Source organism: Bacillus rugosus (genome assembly GCF_023238245.1).
Lineage (GTDB): Bacteria > Bacillota > Bacilli > Bacillales > Bacillaceae > Bacillus > Bacillus rugosus.
Window position 1 is genome coordinate 1,289,227 of sequence record NZ_CP096590.1, and the last position, 21,739, is coordinate 1,310,965.

Sequence of the window (21,739 nt, forward strand, 5' to 3'; positions counted from 1 at the left end):
TCCTTTTTATAAGAAAGAAGAAAACCAGTTTCCCATAAAGGTGCCGACATAGTTTCCAATTAAGTAGCCGAGCGTACCGACAAGCATGATCGGGGCGACAAGCTCCCGCCATCCCTTGGCAATTGCCATCGCAGCCGCGGTCGTAGGCCCCCCGACAGCAGCGTTGACAGCGAGCAGAATTTCTTCAAGCCGTACGCGGAACAATTTTCCGACCGCTAAGGAAACAGCTAAATTGCTGATTGCAATAATCAAAACAAATAAAAGAATAAGAGGCGCATTGGTGACGATTAAGCGCAGATCTGCAGGAATGCCTATCACCACAAAAAACAAATAAATCAAAAAGGTTCCAAGCTCCTGAGATCCATTAAGCCTTTCAAAAAAACGCGGGAATAGAAAAATGATAAGAACAGTTAAAGACGTAAGCATCAGATATTGATCGCCAAGCGTTCCGGCCAATAGAGGGTGAGAAAAAATGCTTTTGAAATAACCGGAAATCTTCACACTAACCGCAACAAGCGCAAAAGCAGCACCTACATTAAAAGCGATATCCTTTAAGGAAATTTCCTTCCGTTTCCAATAGCTTTCTGCACTGTTTCCCCTATTTCCAGCTGCTTTCACTTTTTCTTCAAACGGCATAGCATAATGCCGTTGAAACCATTTAACTGCAGGAATGCTGATTAAGATAAAAAACAAAAGCGCCATCATAAAATTATCAGCCACAACGGTAGCCGATACATACTCTCCCGGTGTCTCGAATTTTGCTGCCATCGCCGCAAAATTGACTCCGCCGCCGATATAAGAGGCGCTGATCATTCCGCCGATTTTATCTAGATAAGGAATATGCTGTTTGAAAAGAAAAAAAGCGAGGACGCTCCCAAGCACAGTTCCGGCGGAGCTAATCAGAAAAATAAACAACAAACGCCTGCTTTCCTTAAAAATCTGCCGCACATTGATTTGAAACAGCAAAAGGGGAATCGCCAAGGGCACCACATAAGCCCAAACGGTATCGTATACAGGCGATTCAACAGGAAGCACCCCTATATTTGTAAACACCATTGCACCTAAAAGCGCGATAATAGCGCCAGACACAGCGGACGCCCACTTAAAGCGCTGCTCCAGCCCGATGCTCACTGCCGCCCACACCGCAATAAACCCCCATAATACCCAAACATCATCCGAAGAAATCAAAGAATGCAAACCCCATCACCCCTATTATTAGAAAATTAAGACATATTATAATAGCCGAGGAACAGAACAGCAAGTCCGAAAAAAAGTTTTTCTAAAAAAGCAGTTGACGAATAGAGGAGGAGGTTATATAATAGAACTTGTCAGAAAGACAACAACATACCCAGCAACACATACATATCATGATTCCGTAGCTCAGCTGGGAGAGCGCTACCTTGACAGGGTAGAGGTCGCTGGTTCGAGCCCAGTCGGAATCATAGCTTAAACCCTTGCGCAGCAAGGGTTTTTTACTTTTTATAGGGGTTGTCGGTTTTATTAATGCAGTATATGATTTAAATGAAAACTCAGGAATAATATTGAGTTGAGAAGATAAAATAAAAACCCCATTTGTAAAGTCCAGTATGGGGTTTTTTCTTAATCTCATATTAAGTTGCTGCTCTATCTGCGACCTTATAAGTGGATTGCTCAGAAAGAGCGTATGAAGCGCTGGATACTCCAACAATGCCAAGCAAGAGCACTAAACAAATTGCAATTTTACATTTTTTCATTTAAATGTTTCCCCTTTGAATTTGTTTGCGGGCTTCAATTGCCATTTGATAAAAATCGACCGCATCATGTCTATTTTCTTTGTTGGTCAAAAAATCAGCAACAGCAACTGCGTATTCTTCCATATCACCATAAAGGTTTTTCTCTTTGAAGAACTTGAACACTTCTCTAAGTGTTTGTAAGTCGAATGATAAATAAAGACCTTTAACCAGTTTTAATTTCTCTGTTACTTCCTGATTGTTGTGTCTGTCAGCAACCTTCTGACCTTCCTGGAATAATTCTAAAGCAGCCTTTACATCATTCTTCTTTGCTTTGACATATGCTAGATTAAAAATCGCTTTAGACTCATAAATGTGTTTGCGATCCCTATGAATTTCATAGGATATTCGGAAATGTTTCTCAGCATTGTAAAGTTCTTCAAGATTATTAGAACATAAACCCACATTAAAATGGGCTGAGCCAATTAAATGTTGCTCCCCTAACTTTATAGCATCATTTAAAGCCTTTTGAGCTGTTTTTAAAGCATCCTCATAACACATTTTATCTAGACAGTTTCCAAAAATAACAAACTGACATTGGACCATTTCTTTGCCATATGTAAGATTACACTGAGCATCTTTTTGCTCTTTAAAAATAGAGTATGCACGCTGAGCATAAATTCATGGAGAAATGAGTCTCTTTCATATAGTAATAGACCTCTGACACTTTGAAATAGAACTCTGCCTTATCTGTATTTGCGTTTTCGTATAATAATAATGTTATAATAAAAAGCCATAAAATGGTGTGAAGAGGAGGAATTTCGATGCATTACATAACGGCATGCTTAAAAATCATCAGTGATAAAGACCTTAATGAGGTAATGAAGGAATTTAAAAAACTTGAGGAAGAAACGAACAAAGAAGAAGGGTGTATTACATATCATGCTTATCCGCTTGAACCATCAGAACGCAAAATAATGCTGTGGGAGATTTGGGAAAACGAACAAGCAGTTAAAGCTCATTTCACGAAAAAACACACAAAAGATGTTCAAAAACAAGATTTAACGGAAGTAGAATGGTTAATGAAAAGCAATGTGAATGATTAAAAGGCTTCTTAAAAAGAGACATTCAATAACTAACAATTCACCACTTGTAATTAAGTGGTGAATTGTTAGCAGGTTTTTGTCCAACTCTGCTAACGATCATCATTTTCATTCAGAAATCATCAGATGTACAATTCAATAGGCCTTAAAATTAAAGGGCTGATCAGAATCGAATATACTTGTTCAAAATGCATCAACTACCTTGATAAGGTAGAGGTCGAGCCCAGTCGGAGTCATACACGGCGGTTAGAGGCGTTATATCAACGTTTCTAGCCGTTTTTTATTGCGTTGATTTAGTTGTATTAAGACGTAGGTTAGCGGTGGACCATTACCGTGTCTGAGCGTTTCTTATTCTATTAAACTGGAATGGGAAGCGGGGAAACGTACTAGATCATAGAACACTCTAATACCATAAAAAACCCTTTTTTCCGGAACCTTCGGTAAAAAACGAAACTTTTGACTCTATCATTTTGCGGTATGGTGTAAACGGTTACATTTATAGTATACTTATACTATCATTTGTTCAAGCGGATACTGACAGGAAGGATAGAAAAACAGATGAAATACATGAATACAAGACAAAAAGAGATTTTGTATCTGTTGTTATCTGAACCTGATGACTATTTAGTTGTGCAAGATTTCGCAGACCGGGTACAGTGTTCTGAAAAAACGATTAGGAATGATTTGAAAACGATCGAAGATTATTTAAATAAACATTCTCATGCTCAGCTCATTCGGAAGCCAGGGTTAGGCGTCTTTTTACATATAGAAGAGCAGGAAAGGGCCTGGTTAAGCCAACAATTACATACAGAACATTTTCATTCTAGGCAGCGGACCGATGAAGAAAGAATGCTGCAAATTGCTTATGACTTATTAATGAATGTAAAGCCTGTTCCGGCAAAAGAAATAGCCGCTCAGCATTTTGTGAATCGATCTTCCATTAAAAAGGATTTATGTGCTGTAGAGGAGTGGCTGAAGCGATTTGACCTTACTTTGGTTTCTAGGCAGCGGCTTGGTTTGAAGGTTGATGGGAACGAAAAAAATAAAAGAAAAGCATTGGCAAGAATATCTGATTTAATTGATAACACGGAGTTTACTAACCAATTTATTAAAAGTAAGTTCTTACGTCATGAAGTCGATTTTGTGACGAAAGAAATTAAATCATTACAAGAAAAGCATTCTCTCTATTTCACAGATGAGACGTTTGAGAGTTTGCTGCTGCATACGTTGCTAATGATCCGCCGAATCAAATTGAAGCAGCCGATCTCGATATTTCCAAGAGAACTGGCGGCAGTAAAAAAGAAGAAAGAATACCAATGGACACTTGCTTGTTTACAACGGCTTGAGCCGGTTTTTGCAATCCGTTTTCCTGAAGAAGAAGCCGTGTATTTAACACTACATATATTGGGCGGGAAAGTTCGTTATCCATTACAAAAAGAACAGACAAATGACCTTGAAAATGCAGTGCTTCCCAAGGTTGTAAGGCATTTAATCAACCGTGTTTCAGAGCTGAAAATGCTGGATTTTCATAAAGATCAGGATTTGATCAACGGATTGAATATTCATCTCAATACAGTGTTACAGCGTCTGAGCTACGATCTTTCTGTATCAAACCCAATGCTCAATGACATCAAAAAAATGTACCCTTATTTATTTCATCTTATTATTGATGTTCTCGAAGACATCAATCAAACATTTGATCTTTATATCCCTGAGGAAGAGGCAGCGTATTTGACGCTGCATTTTCAGGCAGCGATCGAACGGCTGCATGAGAGCAGCGAGACACATAAAAAGGCGATTATCGTCTGTCATATGGGCATTGGAATGTCACAATTGCTGCGAACAAAAATTGAACGGAAATGTCATCAAATCGCTGTAATGGCTTGTATCGCTAAAGCTGATTTTGCGGACTATACAAAACAACATGAGGATATCGATCTTGTCATTTCCACCATTGCGCTGGAAGATGTATCGATCCCCCATATTGTTGTATCACCGCTTTTGGAGCCTGGGGATGAGAAAAAATTGAGTGCATTTATACGTCAGCTTGACGAGTCGCACCGCCAAAAACAAAATACCTTTCAGATGCTGAACAATACGACACCTTTTTTGGTTTTTTTGCAGCAAGAGGCAGAGCACCGCTACAAGTTAATTGAACAGCTGGCGACAGCTTTGTTTGAGAAAGGTTATGTTGAAAAGGAATATGCGGTTCATGCGGTAATGAGGGAAAAAATGGCGGCGACAAACATTGGGGCAGGCATAGCCATACCTCATGCCAACGCTAAATATATTAAACAATCAGCAATCGCAATTGCCACATTAAAAGAGCCGCTTGATTGGGGAAGTGAAAAAGTATCGCTCGTTTTTATGCTGGCTGTCAAACACGAGGATCAAAATATGACTAAGCAGCTGTTTCGTGAGCTCTCATACCTGAGTGAGCAGCCGGCCTTCGTCCAGAAGCTGACGAAAGAAACAAATGTCATGACATTTTTATCTTATTTGGATTATTAAAAGCAGGGATCCCTTCCTTGCTTTTTTTGTGTTTATAGGGAAAAATGCCGTAATTTCCGGAACTTATGGTAAAAAAAAGCGATTTTAACCGGCTGATTTCGGTATACAGTTGAGACAAGATCTTGTTATTCACACTTTAAAGGAGGTTTCCTATGAAGCTGTTAGCGATTACATCTTGTCCGAACGGAATTGCCCATACGTATATGGCAGCGGAAAATCTGCAAAAAGCTGCTGACAGATTAGGCGTTACCATCAAAGTCGAGACCCAGGGCGGAATCGGCGTAGAAAATAATCTCACCGAAGAGGAAATTCGGGAAGCGGACGCAATCATTATAGCGGCAGACCGCTCGGTAAACAAAGATCGGTTTATAGGCAAAAAACTGCTGTCTGTCGGGGTTCAGGACGGCATCCGTAAACCGGAAGAATTGATTCAAAAAGCACTTAGCGGGGATATACCGGTCTATCATTCCGCTTCAAAATCGGATTCAAACAATCAACAGGAGAAGAAACAAAATCCGATTTACCGTCATTTAATGAACGGCGTTTCGTTCATGGTTCCTTTCATTGTCGTCGGCGGATTATTGATAGCGGTTGCATTAACGCTTGGGGGCGAGAAAACACCTAAAGGCTTAGTCATTCCGGATGATTCTTTTTGGAAAACGATTGAACAGATCGGCAGTGCCTCATTTTCTTTCATGATCCCGATATTAGCCGGATATATCGCCTATAGCATCGCTGATAAGCCGGGACTTGTACCAGGAATGATTGGCGGATATATTGCAGCGACTGGAAGTTTTTATGACAGCGCAAGCGGCGCTGGTTTCCTCGGCGGAATCATAGCCGGATTTTTGGCTGGATACGCGGCACTTGGGATAAAAAAATTAAAAGTTCCAAAAGCAATCCAACCGATCATGCCGATTATTATTATTCCCGTGTTTGCATCACTGATTGTAGGGCTGGCATTTGTATTTTTGATCGGCGCACCAGTAGCTCAAATTTTCACATCTTTAACGGTTTGGCTGGCGGGAATGAAAGGATCGAGCTCGATCCTTCTTGCATTGATTTTAGGCGCGATGATCTCATTTGATATGGGTGGTCCCGTAAACAAAGTAGCATTTCTGTTTGGATCGGCAATGATTGGAGAAGGAAATTATGAAATTATGGGACCAATTGCCGTCTCCATTTGTATACCGCCGATTGGCCTCGGAATTGCGACGTTTTTTGGAAAAAGAAAATTCGAGGCGTCGCAAAAAGAAATGGGGAAAGCGGCATTTACGATGGGACTCTTCGGCATCACAGAAGGAGCCATTCCATTCGCGGCACAGGATCCTCTTCGAGTCATTCCCAGTATTATGGCAGGTTCTATGACGGGTTCGGTGATAGCGATGATTGGCAATGTGGGAGACAGAGTGGCGCACGGCGGGCCGATAGTTGCAGTGCTTGGCGCAGTTGATCATGTCTTGATGTTTTTTATTGCTGTGATTGCAGGATCTCTTGTCACTGCTCTGTTGGTCAATGTACTAAAAAAGGATATTACGGTGGCGTCTCCTGTGTTCAGCGAAGCTGCTGCAGCAAAAGAAATACCGCAGCCGATTCAAGCCGAAAGCCAAAAAGCCGGGATGACGGAAATCAAAAAACTGACAGACATCATCAGCCCAGAGCTAATTGAAACGAATTTAACAGGGAATTCCAGAGATGACATTATTGATGAAATGATTCAAAAATTGTCCCGCGGAGGTATGCTGCTGTCCGAGAGCGGGTTTAAACAAGCCATTTTGAATCGTGAACAACAGGGAACAACGGCGATTGGCATGAATATCGCAATTCCGCACGGGAAATCTGAGGCGGTCAGGGAGCCGAGTGTTGCCTTTGGGATCAAACGATCAGGCGTTGGCTGGAACAGCTTGGATGGATCAGATGCAAAATTAATCTTTATGATTGCTGTACCGAAAGAGAGTGGAGGGAACCAGCATCTGAAAATTTTGCAGATGTTATCCCGAAAACTAATGGATGATAGCTATAGGGAGCGGCTGCTCTCCGTGCAAACAAAAGAAGAAGCATACAAACTGCTGGATGAAATCGTGTAATGCGGAGGGATTTTCATGACGATTGAACCGTTATTTTTCAAGCCTGTTTTCAAAGAGAGGATTTGGGGCGGCACCGCTTTATCTGCTTTCGGCTATAACATTCCGTCAGAACGAACAGGGGAGTGCTGGGCTTTTGCCGCTCATAAAAATGGACAAAGCGTTGTTCAAAATGGACTGTATAAAGGGTTCACGCTCTGCGAATTATGGGAGCATCACAGATATTTATTCGGACATCTTGAAGGAGACCGTTTCCCTCTTCTTACAAAAATATTAGATGCAGATCAAGATTTATCCGTTCAGGTGCATCCGAATGATGACTTTGCAAAAGCACGTGAAAACGGAGAACTCGGAAAAACAGAATGCTGGTACATCATTGATTGCGAAAAAGATGCAGAGATCATTTACGGCCACAACGCAAAAACTAAGGAAGAACTGATCTCGATGATAGAGCTTGGAGAATGGGACGAACTCTTGCACCGGGTAAATGTAAAGCCGGGAGATTTCTTCTATGTGCCAAGCGGTACCGTTCATGCGATTGGAAAAGGCATTCTCGTTTTAGAGACACAGCAGAATTCAGATACAACATATAGATTATATGATTATGAGCGAAAAGATGCAGAAGGCAAGCTGCGTGAGCTTCATCTGGAGAAGAGCATAGAAGTGATAGAGGCTCCATTTATCCCGGATCGGCAGCGTGTCCAATATGAACAAACAGATGATTTGCTCACGGCCACATTGATTGAATGCGCTTATTTTTCGGTGGAAAAGTGGAGTTTATCAGGATCAGCAAGCTTAAAGCAGCAAAAACCATTCCTTCTTGTCAGTGTTATTAAAGGGGAAGGCCGTATGATATCCAGTGGGAATGTCAATCCCTTCAAAAAAGGAGATCATATGTTGCTGCCTTATGAGTTTGGAGAATTTAAACTGGAGGGGCAGGCAGAATGTATCGTCTCTCATCTATAAAACGATAAAGGGAGCAAGTACGCTTATTCACTATTTAATGTAGCGGACTAAAGTGTTGCTAAATGTGGAAAAACCCTTCTCAATTTGGAGGGTTTTTTTGATTAAATGAAAGGAGTGATCTGATTCCTTCACTTTGGTCCCTTACCCGCATTCACGAGTCAAGACCTGACAGTTCTTTAAGTCCTGGGTTTTACATTATTTTGTTTAAGGACTTTGTTAACTAAACGTTGAATGGACTGTAACACATATTTGCTGTTATTTTTCAAAATCAATTGCAGCTTATAATTGTTGTTTCGAAAATTAGTTTTCGCAAAAGAGGAATTGATATGCTGAATTTTAAGGATGGAATCAAGAAAGTATATAAGAATGCAACGAATTAAAGTAAACATGCTGGACAAACTTATAGAGATTAAATAGAAGAAAGGAGGATGGAAATGAAAAAATGGCTGCAAATCGTTAGTGCGTTGTTTCTATCCAGTTTTGTATTAATGGGCTGTAATAATGGCCAAGATAATAATGATAATGATAACAATGCTCCGGATGTTGAGGAGAACGATCAAGATAATAACGGAAACAACCAAGATACTGACGATAACAACGTTCCAGGTGTCGATGAGGATGATACCATCAATAAAGATGATGAAAAAGATAATGATCCTGATCCTGAAGATCCAGTTGAGGATCCTGAAGATACCGATAAAGATAGAAAAGACGAGTAAGGAAACTGCACAAATACTGTTTGAAGAAAAACCCGCTCTCAGTTTAGAGGGAGGGTTTATCTCTTTGCACGGGCTTTAAAAAAGCAGGCATAGAGCCTGCTTTTTTTACATGGTAACGTATCTCCAATGCATAAAACCCCCTGATTTATGCTCCAATTCAAACCCTAATTTCTTTAAAATATGTTGTGAACCAAAATTGTTATGTTCACATCTAGCTGTGATATGGTTCACCGTATCTTGGCTTAAAGCCCAGTTTATTATTTTTTGGGCAGCCTCAACACAATACCCTTTGCGGCGATGGCTTTTATTTGTTGCAAAACGATTTCGATCATACCATTCGTGTCCGGGTCACCTAAAAAACCGGTTCCTCCAACAATTTCATTATTGTCCTTCTTTAAAATAATCCATGAATCAAATCCTTTTGTTCCATTGTTTTCAACTAATTTCTCGCGAAAATAAGGGATGGCTTCAAAAAAATCATAATGTGGCCATTCACCATTTGTTTCATAACCCAGGTCTTTAATGGCCTGATGGTCTCGTATAGATGCAGCGTCTAGAAGGGGAATATCAATCGTTTTTAATCGTAACCGATTCGTTTCAAGAAGAACCATATAGTAATCCTCTTTTCTTTTTTCTGGTAATAATCTTAACATATTACAACCTTTATTTGACTAAAAGTTCTTGGGGCATGAGGTTTATTTGAAATGAATCGTGAAACTGTATGGCAATAGGCAAAGTGCGATAATGCCAGCTGAAAAACGGGTAGGAAAACGTTGATAATGAAGCGTTCCTACCCGTTTTTCTGTTTCTGCTGAAAACATTATATGTTACCTTTTCGCAATCAGATAAAGCGATATGGCTCTTTGGGTTTGTACTGGATTATGAATCGTAATGACCCATTGGTTTCTTCTCCTTGGAAAGCTTGCGATTGCATACAATGGAGCTGTATCGCGTGTAGCAAAGCCGCCGTTAATCACTTTGATATCCCTTCCTTCAAGATGGCAAACAAGGTATTCGCCAGGATCTATTACCTGTTGGCCAGTCCATGCGAAGGAATAAAAACCGTCTCCGAGATCCTCGGTGGAAGATGGCGGTATAAAGCCATCAACATTCAATGTGATTTCTCTTCTTCTCTGTCTTTCTGAAAAGTCTTGATGTCTTTGAGAGTTATAAGTATGTGTAAAGTAAGGAATTAACGCAGGACCATAAAAATAATGATACAAAGCAACCACCCCTTAGTTTTACATTCATACAAATTGTATGTATGTGTATTTCGTTAATTCCTGTTTTGTTTCAAGTTGACGAAGAATGGAACTTTAGGAGTGAGATCCTTTACTGGACTTGATGGTTTTTTACGCGTTTTTATTTGCTGCGGAGAGCAGTGTATTCGCAATGCCAGGTCAGTAGAATCTGGCTGTCTCTGATGATAGAATTTATATATTGACTGCAATAAGAAGATATACATAAATGCAGGGATTTTTTGATAGCGGGGGAAAAGTATGGCGAAAAAAATAGCAAAAACAAATGCGGTTCGTTTGATAGAACAGCACAACATCTCCTATGAGTTATTACGTTACAAAACAGAAGGCGGCCAGCCGGCAAACGGCATCTCTGTTTCAGAAAAAATTGGTTATTCTACAGAGCATGTATACAAAACATTGGTGACAACAGCAGGAGCAAATCATTATTATGTCTTTGTTATACCCGTTGCTGAGGAATTAAATCTAAAAAAGGCAGCAAAAGTAGCAGGAGAAAAGAAAATAGAAATGATTGCAATGAAGGAATTATTAGGGGTAACTGGCTATGTTCGCGGCGGCTGTTCACCAATTGGCATGAAAAAATCGTTCCCGACCTATATTGATGCAGCTGCTGAAACACTTGATTTTATCATTGTCAGTGCAGGGAAAATCGGCATGCAGCTAAAGTTAGCGCCACAAGATTTAGCGAAAGCATGCGATGCGGCATTTGCAGAAATTGTATAGATAATAAATAAAAAAGCTTAGACACCTAGATCTAAGCTTCTTCCACATCTCTTTCAAATATGATTTCAAAATAAGCAGCTGCTCCATAGCCATCTATACTGGGAGCGAAAATCTGAACGAATGTCCAGCCCCTTTTTGCATAGTCGTGGATGATTTGCTGGTAGTCTTCTTTAGGCCTTCTTCTCATCGTGCTCAGTTCAACTCTTACGAATTCATATTCTTTCATCGTTTGATCCCTCCTATTAAGGTATACGCAAGAGTGAGAAGGATGTTCCGAAAACATGGGTGGAGGGCAAGAGTAAATTTGAAAATAGAAATAAAGTCTTATAAGTATCCACTTTCTCAATGTCTTCTTTATATATGGCAACACATGAAAGTCTTTTCCACATCTGCAATGCCCCCAACAATAACAAGCATAAGTTTTCTAATGAAAAAGGTCTGCAAGCGGGTTCCATTTCTATTTATTAGACTTCTAAATCTATGAACATAGGAAACTATCATACTGGTAGTCGGTACAATTTCTTTTACTGCCTTGACTTGCAGATAAACACAAAAGTCTATTTTTTTGTTTGCCTTTGGCTTATAATACCTGATGATGGAAAATAGAGTTATAGGTTGAAGATTTAATGCGTCTAGTTTCATTAGGAAAGAGTACAGCACACCTGAAGCGGTTATCATCTGCTTGCCTGAGCTTTGCAAATGGCTGGATAAAAAACAAGAACTTTTTCAATTAAAACATGCAACGATTCGGACATGTTTTGTATCCGGCTGGATCTACCTCATTATTTATTTTGCCTTTAAGTAATCATTTTAAGAAAGCGATGATATTCATGAACAAAGAAACCCTAAAATACATACTCACTATTTTCTCTATATGTGCAACTCTCCATGAAACCGATGGTATACGAATTGCCCATAGCTGGATTTTGAGTGAAATCGTACGATTTTTGATTTGCATGGCTGTGTTTTTTGCCGTGACATTTCTATTAGATGCTGTTTTTCCAAACAAAAAAGAGTCACATTAATGCGTGGCTCTTTTTGCATGACATCATCTGATCAAAAACATCACAAATGAATCAACCATCATGGTCAAAAACAGCAAGCAAAAATAAATGAGCGAGTAGACAAACATATCCTTTGCCCACTTCACGTCATCGTCCGTTTTGAATCCCTGGATGCTTTTTTTGATCCATATGCCTCCGAGAATCAAGGCAGCTAAGAAATAAAATGGGCTGATATGGCCGGTGCCGAGAGAAAAAGGCAATAATAGCGTGACCGGCACCAGGACTGCAATATATTGAATCATTTTTATTTTTGTTACATGATTTCCTTTTACAACAGGCAAGAGCGGAACGCCTGCTGCCCGATATTCCTCTTTGCGTCTGATCCCGATCGCCCAAAAATGCGGGGGCTGCCACAGAAACATAATTGCGTACAACAGTACTGCAGTCATACTGATATCTCCGGTTACGGCACAATACCCCATCAACGGCGGCGCAGCTCCCGGGAAGCTCCCGACAAATGTGCTCCACACAGAGGTTCGTTTCACCCATACTGTATAGATCATCGCATAAAAAATAAAGGCAGCCAGTCCAAGAAGGGCAGTTAATGGATTCAGTGAATACAACATCGCAAGGCCTGCGATTCCTAAAACGGAACCATACGTTAAGATCATGGCTGGCGGCATTTTCCCTGTGACTGAGGCCCTGCTGCGGGTGCGTGCCATTTTTGCGTCCATATGCCGATCGAAAAAGTTGTTATAGACAGTGCCGGAAGCCATGACAAACGCGGTTCCGAGCATTGCCGTCACCATTGTCATCAAAAAAGCCATTCCGGTTAATGGTTTTTCTGCGCTTGCAAACGCGATCCAAAATCCGCCGAAGGCTGCTATCGAGTTTGATATGATAATGCCGGGTTTTGCAAGTTTGATAAAATCGTAAACTGTTACCCGGTTCGAAGCCTTTATGTATTTCGTTTCAGCTATAGCTGCAGATTCTCTTGTATTCTCCAAATATAGACGCCTCCCCCAAGACAGCATGCTTTTGTTATCGTAACAAGAGGGCTATGGAATCACAATTATTTCCTATATTTGTCATGATATTGTCATTTTTAAAATAAAAAAATGGGGAGCTGGACTGCCCCCATTTGGTAAACGGCGCTTAGTATCAGTATCCTCCGCCGTATCCCCCACCATATCCTCCGCCATATCCTCCACCGTAACCATACCAAGGGTAGTAAGGCGGGCGTGGGCGCGGGTAATAGTAAGGCGGACGAGGATAAAACGGATAGAACGGTCTTGGGTAATAATAAGGCGGATAAAATGGCGGTCTCGGGCGCGGATAATAATAAGGCTGTCTTTCATCATAAGATGTAAATTGTTCAAAAGTCTGTTCATTCAAAGGATAATCCAAGAGGAAAACCTCCCTAATTTTTTATTCCTTTTACCATATTCTTGATATTTGGATTGGGTGTATGTACATTCGTGAAATCGGATTTTTTTGTGATGAAATCCCTGAAAAAGGATTGACAAGAACTTCTAAATCTCATAGTATTACAAATGTGAAATAAATGTTACTCTAATGTTACAAAAATATTTCTAAATAGATACAGTTCTAACTGAGGAAAGATAAATCGAAAAGGTTATGAAAGAAGGAATTTGGGTTGTTAGCAAAAAGAATTAAATGGTTTCATGTATTAATAGCAGTTGTATGTGTGGCGGGCCTATTCGGGTTTTTTCACAATTCATTTAAAAAAGAAACGGTTATGAATAAAGTAAAAACTGATTCTCAGTATGGGAATGTGGAGATCGCAACGCTCGTGAATGACGGGAAAACCTTCAATTACGCGGTAAACTATCCCGTTTTCAAAAATAAAAAAATGGATTCAGCATTAAAGAGTTTCGCAGAGAAAGAGGTTCGTCAATTTCAGAAGGAAACAAAAGACGTTAACCAGGAGCATACGACAAAACGCAACGAATTAAATGTTGATTATAAAATTGTCCATTATGCCAAGCAGACAGTTGCGATTGTATTTAATGAATATAAATATATCGGCGGTGCACACGGACAAACCGTGAAAAAAACGTTTAACTATGATTTTAGTAAGCAAGCTTTTCTTTCGATTGATGATATTTTCAAAGAGGACGCTGACTATTTACATAAGCTTTCGTTAATTGCTTATCATGAGCTGAAAAAGGATAAGGACATTGCTGCAGACGATGCACTGTTAAAGGAAGGAACTGCACCGAAAAAAGATAATTTCAGCCGCTTTGCCATCAAGGAAGATTATATCGAATTTTATTTTGATACATATCAGGTCGCAGCAGGCTATCTTGGAGAGCAATCGATTGCCATTAAGAAAAGCATTTTGAAAGACATCGTAAAAGAACAATATATTAATAAGGCAAAAAACAAAAATAAAATCAAAGAACAAAAGCCGAAGCATGAAGTGATTTCTTTACCCAAAGAGGAATCGGTTGATCCTAATCAAAAAGTCATTGCGCTTACTTTCGATGACGGCCCGAACCCTGCGACAACAAGTCAGATTCTGGACTCCTTGAAGAAATATAAGGGGCATGCCACGTTTTTTGTTCTCGGGAGCAGGGTGCAATATTATCCGGAAACGTTAAAAAGAATGCTGAAAGAAGGAAATGAGGTGGGGAACCATTCATGGAGCCATCCGCTTCTCACAAGGCTCTCAGTGAAAGAGGCGTTAAAGCAAATCAATGACACGCAAGATATCATTGAAAAAATAAGCGGATACCGCCCGACGCTTGTAAGACCTCCATATGGCGGCATTAATGAGGAGCTGCGTAGCCAATTAAAAATGGATGTCGCGTTATGGGATATTGATCCAGAAGATTGGAAAGACCGAAACAAAAAAACAATCGTTGACCGTGTCATGAGTCAGGCGGGAGATGGAAGAACCATCTTGATTCACGACATTTACAGCACCTCTGCAGATGCGGCCGATGAAATTATCAAAAAGCTCACCGATCAAGGCTATCAATTGGTGACGGTCTCTCAGCTTGAAGAGGTGAAAAAACAAAGAGAAGCGAATTAATACGAAAAGGCTGCCGCGGATATTTCCCGGACAGCCTTTTTTCTATTTAATAAGAGCCTGTGGTGGCCCAAACATTCAGGTTTGGTCCTGAATACTTGCCGAAAGCGTAAGAAGTCCTTGGATCTAAATCATATACCATCGGTGTGTAACAAGATTTTTGGCCGGCCACCGCTTTTCCGTTGCCGCCTGCAGAATCACAATTATATCTCTTTCCGTCCGTGTTCCGGGTAATTTCCGCATTTGCTTCAAAGCCGGATGTCAATGTATTATTCATCGTGATTTTTGCCCAAGCCGTTTTACATGTACTGCTGAATTTGAGCTCGACCACTCCGATGACTTGATTGTTGGCATTTACTAAGTTTGAGGATTTTTTTGTAGAGCCGCTTGATGCACAATCATTGTAATAAGGGCTTTTTCCATCATAGGTATGGGTTTCCGCATTGGCGGGCGCTCCTTTGACGGCAAAAACAAATACAACTGCGAATAACACCAATGATACCTTTGTAAATAATCTTTTCATGTCCTTTTTGACCTCCTTAATATGTCAAACAATAAATCATACGAAGGAACAATCAAAACATGTATGCTTTTTTGTGACAATAAAGGCGGCCGGGAGGATGGAGTTCTTGGCCGCCTATGGTATCGGAATTAAGCTTTTACATCAATGGTTTGTCCGAGCGTTGGATGCTGAATCATCTTTAAGGTTTGATCGGCATTTTGCTGGGCGGTGTCCAGCATTTTTTTCGTTAAAGCGATACCAACATTTTGGGCAAGGGATGCTTGATGCATCGCGACTGATAAAGCAGGAATATCCATCGTTCCACCTCCTATGCCTTACCTATCGGCGGCTTTGTATGATTTTACAGTGAAAAATGGCTTAATTTACGCTGTTGACCCTTACGCTGCGGTATACCTTATGTTTTTAACAAGGGGGGGAATCAGGATGAATCTTGTAATGGAAAAAACCTTGGAGCAATATGAAAAGCTGTTTTCGATGGAAGAACAGAAAAGAGAGGATGAATTTCGGTATACGATGATGAAGCCGTTTGAAAAGATGTGGAGCGCTATCCAAGTTCCGTTGAGAGCGAAGGAGCCGAACGGCTATGATGTAATCATGGCTGTGAAAATGCTTGGTTATTTAGATGTGTGTGATACTGAAGCTGGGCAGAAAACACTGCAAATACTGAAAGAATCTTATGCTGCAGAGACAGCTGAATCTGCGCTGCGGCAATGTATTCATTTTGCTGAGCGCGAACAGCTGCGGGTGGATGCAGACGAAATCAAATTCGGTCTTTACATTGCTGACCCCAATAGGCTTCAGCTGCAAAAAGGCTACTGCGGGTTTGGCGGAATACCGGGCTTTATTCATATATGGATGAATCCGGACAGCTATAACCTGCCGAGGATTCCTTCAATTATTGCTCATGAGTTTCATCATAATTTGCGGTTTTCGTATGTTGATTTTCATCATGGCTCTGTGAGTGTCGGGGATTATCTTGTGATTGAAGGGTTGGCTGAGTCATTTGCCAGAGAATTGTTTGGCGAGGAGCAGTTGGGTCCTTGGGTAACACGATTTGCTCAAGAAGATTTGCAGTATTCCATTGAAGTCATCAATGAGGTGCTTGCTGTGAAAGGCTTTTCGGAAGTCAGACGTTATATGTTTGGTGATCCAATTGCGAAAGTCCAAGGCTTCGAGCCTGCAGGATTATCGGCTTTTGCGGGTTATGCAGTTGGGTATCATGCCGTTCAGTTATTTATGGATAAACATCAAGTCACGATAAGCAAGGCCACGCTCTTGGATGCGGAGACCATTCTTTCTCAGTGCGGGCTGTTTTCCAAATGAAAAAAGCGTCACATACAGCGGCGCTTTTTGATTCCCAGAGCGAGCAGTTCTATGGCTGCACAAGCGGCAATTCCAAGCGTATACGATTTGATATCGCTCCATAAAAATCCGTATCCCAGAACAAGGCCGCCAAGAGAAGTGTCTCTGATCCGGTCGATCCATTCGGCGTGATACAGCTGGCTGATTTCAATAATAAAACAGAAAGAAAGACTGATCATGCCCGTGAATATTGTCTTCATTTTCTGAAAAAGAAACCCGCAGCCCGTAAAAATCATGGCGGCCCACAGCGAGTCCCCTAGATAAGTATTGACGGTATCCGGAAGAACACTGGAGAACATTCTAGATCCAAGCCCCATCCCAATAATCAGTATGGTGAACGCTGCATATATCCATCGATTTCGTTTCATTGAAAATTGATACCCCGTCTTCAATTGATCTTCCCTGTATTGTAAGGAATTTGTCTTTTATTTGTCCAATAAAAAAGCGGCTGAACAGCCGCAAAAGGGTTTATTTTGCTTTAAGGTTTACATGGTCAGCGGTCTGGTCCTTGCCAATTACAAAATGAAGTTCATATCGGCCTGTGTCATATACATAGTCGATTTCATCCGTAAACGGGACGGTTAACACTCGATTCGCGGGGCCTATTTCATTCCGCAGCACTTCCGGGGTCACTCCGCCTAAATTAAGCTGCCGTTCCACGCCAGTTCCAAAGTAGCGGATTTCTGAAATTGTCATGTCTTTATGATAGGAAAATCCGTAGCCCGGGTTCCCCATATTCCAGTGATATAAATCAAACCGATTGTCTCCTCCAGACGGTCGTTCCGGTTCTCCTAATTTAGCATGGACATCGCCTTTCGTGCTTTTGTTAACTGTAAGGCCTTGCACCTGATGAGGCATTTCCCCTGTGTAGGCGGTGTTGTAAAGATTTTTGACAAGCTCGGCGGCTGACTGGTTTGTGTTTTCAGAGAGTGAGGTTGTTTGAGTTACAGCCTTTGCCGGTGTTGAAAAGGACGCCGTCCCAAAGCCGGAAAGAGAACCCGTTAGTGCTGCTGCCGCGGTTAGAACAGACATTGTTTTTTTCATGCTGATCCCTCCTTTTTCATCTATCATCTCGTTTCCCGGTGTTTATGCAATAAAACATGTGAGTGCGCTTTGTATGTTTTATTGATCCCTTGTAAGGGAACAGAAATGGGTAATTCGGTATATACACAAGCAAGAAAGGGGAATGGAGATGGCTGAACAGAAAAACATCACAATAAACGGCGTTGAAATGGAAGCGTCCGAAGAACAGACGGTGCTGCAGCTTTTGAATAACAGTTCGATTGAAGTGCCGCAAGTTTGCTATCATCCAAGCTTAGGGCCGATTGAAACATGCGATACATGCATCGTCAGCATCAATGGGGAGCTGAAAAGATCGTGCTCCGCTGAATTAAAGGATGGAGACGTCATTGATACGCTTTCGCCTGATGTGAAAAAAGCGCAGGTCATCGGGATGGACAAGATTTTATATAATCATGAGCTTTATTGTACAGTTTGCGATTACAACAACGGGGGATGCGAAATACATAATACGGTGAAGGAAATGAAAATCAATCACCAAAGCATCCCGTTTGACCATAAGCCTTACCATAAGGATGAATCTCATCCGTTTTACCGGTATGATCCAGATCAGTGTATTTTGTGCGGACGCTGTGTTGAAGCGTGCCAGGACGTTCAGGTAACTGAAACCCTGACCATTGACTGGGAGCGGAAACGCCCGCGCGTCATTTGGGATAACGATGTGCCGATCAATGAGTCGTCTTGTGTGTCATGCGGCCACTGTTCCACCGTCTGTCCGTGTAACGCGATGATGGAAAAAGGAATGGAAGGGGAAGCCGGATATTTAACAGGCATTGATAATGAAACGCTCCGCCCAATGATCGAGATCACAAAAGGCGTAGAGACAGGATACGGCTCGATTCTTGCTATTTCTGATATGGAATCCGCCATGCGTGATGAACGAATCAAGAAAACGAAAACCGTCTGTACCTATTGCGGTGTCGGCTGCAGCTTTGATGTCTGGACAAAGGGCAGAGACATTCTGAAAGTTGAGCCGCAGGAGGAAGCGCCAGCGAACGGCATTTCTACTTGTGTAAAAGGAAAGTTCGGCTGGGATTTCGTGAACAGCGAGGAACGCCTGACAAAGCCGCTGATCCGCGAAGGAGACCATTTCCGTGAAGCGGAATGGGAGGAAGCATTAACGCTGATCGCCAGCAAGTTTACGGATTTAAAAGAGGAGTTTGGCCCGGATTCACTCGCTTTTATTACATCTTCTAAGTGTACAAACGAAGAGTCCTACCTCATGCAAAAGCTGGCCAGAGGGATTATTGGCACAAATAATGTGGACAACTGCTCGCGCTATTGCCAATCTCCTGCGACTGCCGGCCTGTTCCGGACAGTCGGATATGGCGGTGACTCAGGTTCGATTACAGATATCGCGCAAGCGGACCTTGTGTTGATTATCGGTTCGAACACGTCTGAGTCGCATCCGGTCTTGTCCACTCGCATTAAACGGGCTCATAAGCTGAGAGGGCAGAAAGTGATTGTAGCGGATATCAGAAAACACGAAATGGCAGAGCGCTCTGATTTATTTGTCCAGCCCCGTGCTGGATCAGATATCGTCTGGCTGAACGCCATCGCCAAATATTTAATTGAAAACGGCAAGGCCGATGAACGCTTTTTGCAGGAAAAAGTGAACGGACGGGATGAATATGTAAAAAGCCTGGCGCCATATACCCTTGAATATGCCGAGGAGAAAACAGGTATTGATCAAGAAACCCTCATCCAAATGGCGGAGATGATTGGCCAGGCTGACAGTGTGTGCGCATTGTGGGCAATGGGCGTGACACAGCATATTGGCGGAAGTGACACAAGCACGGCAATCTCTAATCTGCTGCTTGTGACAGGAAACTACGGAAAACCGGGAGCAGGCTCTTACCCACTGCGCGGCCACAACAATGTGCAGGGAGCAAGTGACTTCGGAAGCATGCCTGACAGACTGCCGGGCTATGAAAAAGTGACGGACGACCAAGTCCGCCAAAAATACGAGCGGGCGTGGGGTGTGCCGCTGCCGAAGGAGCCGGGCATGACCAACCATGAAATGATCGAAAAAATCCATTCCGGCCAGCTGAAAGCGATGTATGTAAAAGGTGAAGAAATGGGTCTGGTCGATTCCAATATCAATCATGTACACGCCGCATATGAAAAGCTTGATTTCTTTGTGGTGCAGGATATTTTCCTTTCACGTACAGCAGAGTTTGCTGATGTTGTTCTTCCTGCGAGCCCAAGCCTTGAAAAAGAGGGAACCTTTACAAACACAGAACGCCGTATTCAGCGGCTGTATCAGGTGTTTGAACCGCTGGGCGAATCAAAGCCGGACTGGCAGATTATTATGGAGGTTGCCAATAAGCTCGGTGCTGACTGGCACTATGAGCACCCTGGAGACATTATGGAGGAAGCAGCGATGCTGTCGCCGATTTATGCCGGTGTCACCTATGAACGCCTTGAAGGCTACAACTCCCTGCAATGGCCTGTAAGTGCTGATGGAAAGGATTCTCCTTTACTTTTTACAGAGCGCTTCCCTTTTCCGGACGGCAAAGCCATTCTCTATCCTGTTCAGTGGACAGAGCCTGAAGAGTTCGGTGAGGAATATGATATCCACGTCAACAATGGGCGGCTCTTGGAGCATTTCCACGAAGGGAACCTGACCTACAAATCAAAAGGCATTTCGAAGAAAACACCGGAAGTGTTCTTAGAAATTTCTCCAGAGCTCGCGGCAGAAAGAGGGATTCAGGACGGAACCCTTGTCAGACTCACATCGCCTTTCGGAAATGTCAAAGTAAAATGCCTAATAACTAATCGTGTCAAAGGGAAGGAAGTATACCTGCCAATGAACGATTCAGGGGAAGCGGCGATCAACCTGTTAACAGGCAGCCATGCCGATAAGGATACTGATACACCTGCTTACAAAGAAACATCAGCCAAGTTGGAAATTTTGAAGCATGACGGAACCAATCCGCTGCCTAAGATCAATCACCGAAACGGCAATCCGCAGCCGCAAATCGGTGTGCAGGTAGAAAAGAAATGGGCGCGGAAGGATTATATTTTTCCTGGCGACGCTGTGAAAAGGGGGATTGGGCATAATGGCTAAAGCGATTAAGCGAATTCAGAAAATCGAGATAACCGAAGAGGATCAGCGAAAGCGTGATATGAAAGAAATTGAAGACGCATTAGTCGAAAATAAGGAAGCTATTCTTGAAACGCTGCATATGATTGGCCACATGAACGAGCGCGGTGTTCTGCCATTACTCCGCGGCCTTTTTGGCCAAGGGGATAAAGTTCTAGATATCCTGGTGAAAAAGGCAGATACAGAGGAAACAGCCAATACGTTGAAAAATCTGCTTCTCCTGTTTGGAACGCTAGGCATGCTGGATGTGAAACAGCTGGAGCCCCTTATTTTGAAAGTGAATGCGGGCGTGGCAAATGCGGTGGAACAGAAGGACAGCGAAGAGAAAACAGGTTATTTTGATATCATTCGTTCGCTCAAAGATCCGGAAATCAACAAAGCAGTTACACTGCTCTTCTCCTTTTTAAAAGGAATGGGACAAGACACAAAGGAGCTGGAACGCACGACTCAGCCTCCAGAGCATCAAAAACATCATCAGGAACCCCGAGAGAAAAGGGAAATGAATAAGCGAGATTGATTACGTGCCCGAGCCGGC

20 protein-coding genes, 1 tRNA gene and 1 pseudogene are annotated in these 21,739 nt (G+C 42.1%); 11 read left to right on the forward strand and 11 right to left on the reverse strand.

Annotation, left to right across the window (positions count from 1 at the left end):
• Positions 1-6: 6 nt before the first annotated feature.
• Positions 7-1,197 carry a DUF819 family protein gene (locus tag M0696_RS06550; RefSeq protein ID WP_166853599.1) on the reverse strand — a complete coding sequence of 397 codons (1,191 nt, stop codon included), beginning with the start codon at positions 1,195-1,197 and terminating at the stop codon, positions 7-9.
• Between the two features lie 172 nt (positions 1,198-1,369).
• Here M0696_RS06550 and M0696_RS06555 point away from each other — a divergent pair.
• Positions 1,370-1,442: transfer RNA gene (locus M0696_RS06555), tRNA-Val, on the forward strand.
• A 291-nt stretch (positions 1,443-1,733) separates the two neighbouring features.
• Here M0696_RS06555 and M0696_RS06560 read toward each other — a convergent pair.
• On the reverse strand, positions 1,734-2,315 hold the full coding sequence (locus M0696_RS06560; protein WP_248602620.1) for a hypothetical protein: 582 nt from the start codon (positions 2,313-2,315) through the stop codon (positions 1,734-1,736).
• A 218-nt stretch (positions 2,316-2,533) separates the two neighbouring features.
• Between M0696_RS06560 and M0696_RS06565 the strand changes: the two genes are divergently transcribed.
• The 5 genes from M0696_RS06565 to M0696_RS06585 all read left to right on the forward strand — a co-directional run bounded on the left by M0696_RS06565 (position 2,534) and on the right by M0696_RS06585 (position 9,092).
• Complete coding sequence (locus M0696_RS06565; RefSeq protein WP_248602621.1) at positions 2,534-2,815, forward strand: putative quinol monooxygenase; 282 nt, start codon at positions 2,534-2,536, stop codon at positions 2,813-2,815.
• 555 nt (positions 2,816-3,370) lie between these two features.
• Positions 3,371-5,323, forward strand: coding sequence for a mannose transport/utilization transcriptional regulator ManR (manR, locus tag M0696_RS06570; RefSeq protein WP_222142618.1), 1,953 nt, complete (start codon positions 3,371-3,373; stop codon positions 5,321-5,323).
• A 152-nt stretch (positions 5,324-5,475) separates the two neighbouring features.
• Entirely contained in the window at positions 5,476-7,410 is a 1,935-nt protein-coding gene (locus M0696_RS06575) for a fructose-specific PTS transporter subunit EIIC (RefSeq protein ID WP_248602622.1), read from the forward strand.
• Positions 7,411-7,425: 15 nt separating this feature from the next.
• Positions 7,426-8,373, forward strand: a complete 948-nt coding sequence (gene manA / locus M0696_RS06580; RefSeq protein WP_222142620.1) for a mannose-6-phosphate isomerase, class I — start codon at positions 7,426-7,428, stop codon at positions 8,371-8,373.
• A 434-nt stretch (positions 8,374-8,807) separates the two neighbouring features.
• Positions 8,808-9,092, forward strand: coding sequence for a hypothetical protein (locus M0696_RS06585; RefSeq protein WP_222142621.1), 285 nt, complete (start codon positions 8,808-8,810; stop codon positions 9,090-9,092).
• A 105-nt stretch (positions 9,093-9,197) separates the two neighbouring features.
• Here the strand turns inward: M0696_RS06585 and M0696_RS06590 are convergent.
• A pseudogene (locus M0696_RS06590) lies at positions 9,198-9,703 on the reverse strand (GNAT family N-acetyltransferase).
• A 216-nt stretch (positions 9,704-9,919) separates the two neighbouring features.
• A complete protein-coding gene (locus M0696_RS06595) occupies positions 9,920-10,315 on the reverse strand; it encodes a hypothetical protein (protein ID WP_166853593.1) in 396 nt (131 codons plus the stop codon).
• 276 nt (positions 10,316-10,591) lie between these two features.
• On the opposite strand from M0696_RS06595, the gene ybaK reads away from it, so the two are divergent.
• Entirely contained in the window at positions 10,592-11,074 is a 483-nt protein-coding gene (gene ybaK, locus M0696_RS06600) for a Cys-tRNA(Pro) deacylase (RefSeq protein WP_222142622.1), read from the forward strand.
• 31 nt (positions 11,075-11,105) lie between these two features.
• Here the strand turns inward: ybaK and M0696_RS06605 are convergent, their stop codons facing one another.
• The 3 genes from M0696_RS06605 to cotT all read right to left on the reverse strand — a co-directional run bounded on the left by M0696_RS06605 (position 11,106) and on the right by cotT (position 13,485).
• Positions 11,106-11,300 (reverse strand): DUF4177 domain-containing protein, encoded by a 195-nt coding sequence (locus tag M0696_RS06605; protein WP_166853591.1) that lies wholly within the window; start codon positions 11,298-11,300, stop codon positions 11,106-11,108.
• A gap of 822 nt (positions 11,301-12,122) precedes the next feature.
• The gene (gene cyoE / locus M0696_RS06610; RefSeq protein WP_166853590.1) at positions 12,123-13,112 is read right to left on the reverse strand and encodes a heme o synthase; all 990 of its coding nucleotides are present in this window, start codon (positions 13,110-13,112) and stop codon (positions 12,123-12,125) included.
• Between the two features lie 127 nt (positions 13,113-13,239).
• A complete protein-coding gene (gene cotT, locus M0696_RS06615; protein ID WP_166853589.1) occupies positions 13,240-13,485 on the reverse strand; it encodes a spore coat protein CotT in 246 nt (81 codons plus the stop codon).
• A 250-nt stretch (positions 13,486-13,735) separates the two neighbouring features.
• On the opposite strand from cotT, the gene pdaC reads away from it, so the two are divergent.
• Positions 13,736-15,136, forward strand: coding sequence for a peptidoglycan-N-acetylmuramic acid deacetylase PdaC (gene pdaC, locus M0696_RS06620; RefSeq protein WP_222142623.1), 1,401 nt, complete (start codon positions 13,736-13,738; stop codon positions 15,134-15,136).
• Positions 15,137-15,182: 46 nt separating this feature from the next.
• Here the strand turns inward: pdaC and M0696_RS06625 are convergent, their stop codons facing one another.
• Both M0696_RS06625 and M0696_RS06630 read right to left on the reverse strand, forming a co-directional pair.
• A complete protein-coding gene (locus M0696_RS06625; protein WP_222142624.1) occupies positions 15,183-15,656 on the reverse strand; it encodes a YjfA family protein in 474 nt (157 codons plus the stop codon).
• Positions 15,657-15,784: 128 nt separating this feature from the next.
• Entirely contained in the window at positions 15,785-15,952 is a 168-nt protein-coding gene (locus M0696_RS06630; protein ID WP_003220470.1) for a YjfB family protein, read from the reverse strand.
• Positions 15,953-16,079: 127 nt separating this feature from the next.
• On the opposite strand from M0696_RS06630, the gene M0696_RS06635 reads away from it, so the two are divergent.
• A complete protein-coding gene (locus M0696_RS06635) occupies positions 16,080-16,979 on the forward strand; it encodes a DUF2268 domain-containing putative Zn-dependent protease (RefSeq protein ID WP_248602623.1) in 900 nt (299 codons plus the stop codon).
• An 8-nt stretch (positions 16,980-16,987) separates the two neighbouring features.
• On the opposite strand, the gene M0696_RS06640 is transcribed toward M0696_RS06635, so the two are convergent.
• Both M0696_RS06640 and M0696_RS06645 read right to left on the reverse strand, forming a co-directional pair.
• Complete coding sequence (locus M0696_RS06640; protein WP_166853585.1) at positions 16,988-17,386, reverse strand: ribosomal maturation YjgA family protein; 399 nt, start codon at positions 17,384-17,386, stop codon at positions 16,988-16,990.
• A gap of 100 nt (positions 17,387-17,486) precedes the next feature.
• Entirely contained in the window at positions 17,487-18,062 is a 576-nt protein-coding gene (locus tag M0696_RS06645; RefSeq protein WP_222142625.1) for a YjgB family protein, read from the reverse strand.
• Between the two features lie 148 nt (positions 18,063-18,210).
• On the opposite strand from M0696_RS06645, the gene fdhF reads away from it, so the two are divergent.
• Positions 18,211-21,168: a formate dehydrogenase subunit alpha gene (gene fdhF / locus M0696_RS06650; protein WP_248602624.1), complete on the forward strand. Its 2,958-nt coding sequence runs from the start codon at positions 18,211-18,213 to the stop codon at positions 21,166-21,168.
• Entirely contained in the window at positions 21,161-21,721 is a 561-nt protein-coding gene (locus M0696_RS06655; RefSeq protein WP_014113432.1) for a helical membrane plugin domain-containing protein, read from the forward strand. The genes fdhF and M0696_RS06655 overlap by 8 nt, the downstream gene beginning before the upstream one ends.
• The last annotated feature ends 18 nt before the right edge of the window (positions 21,722-21,739 follow it).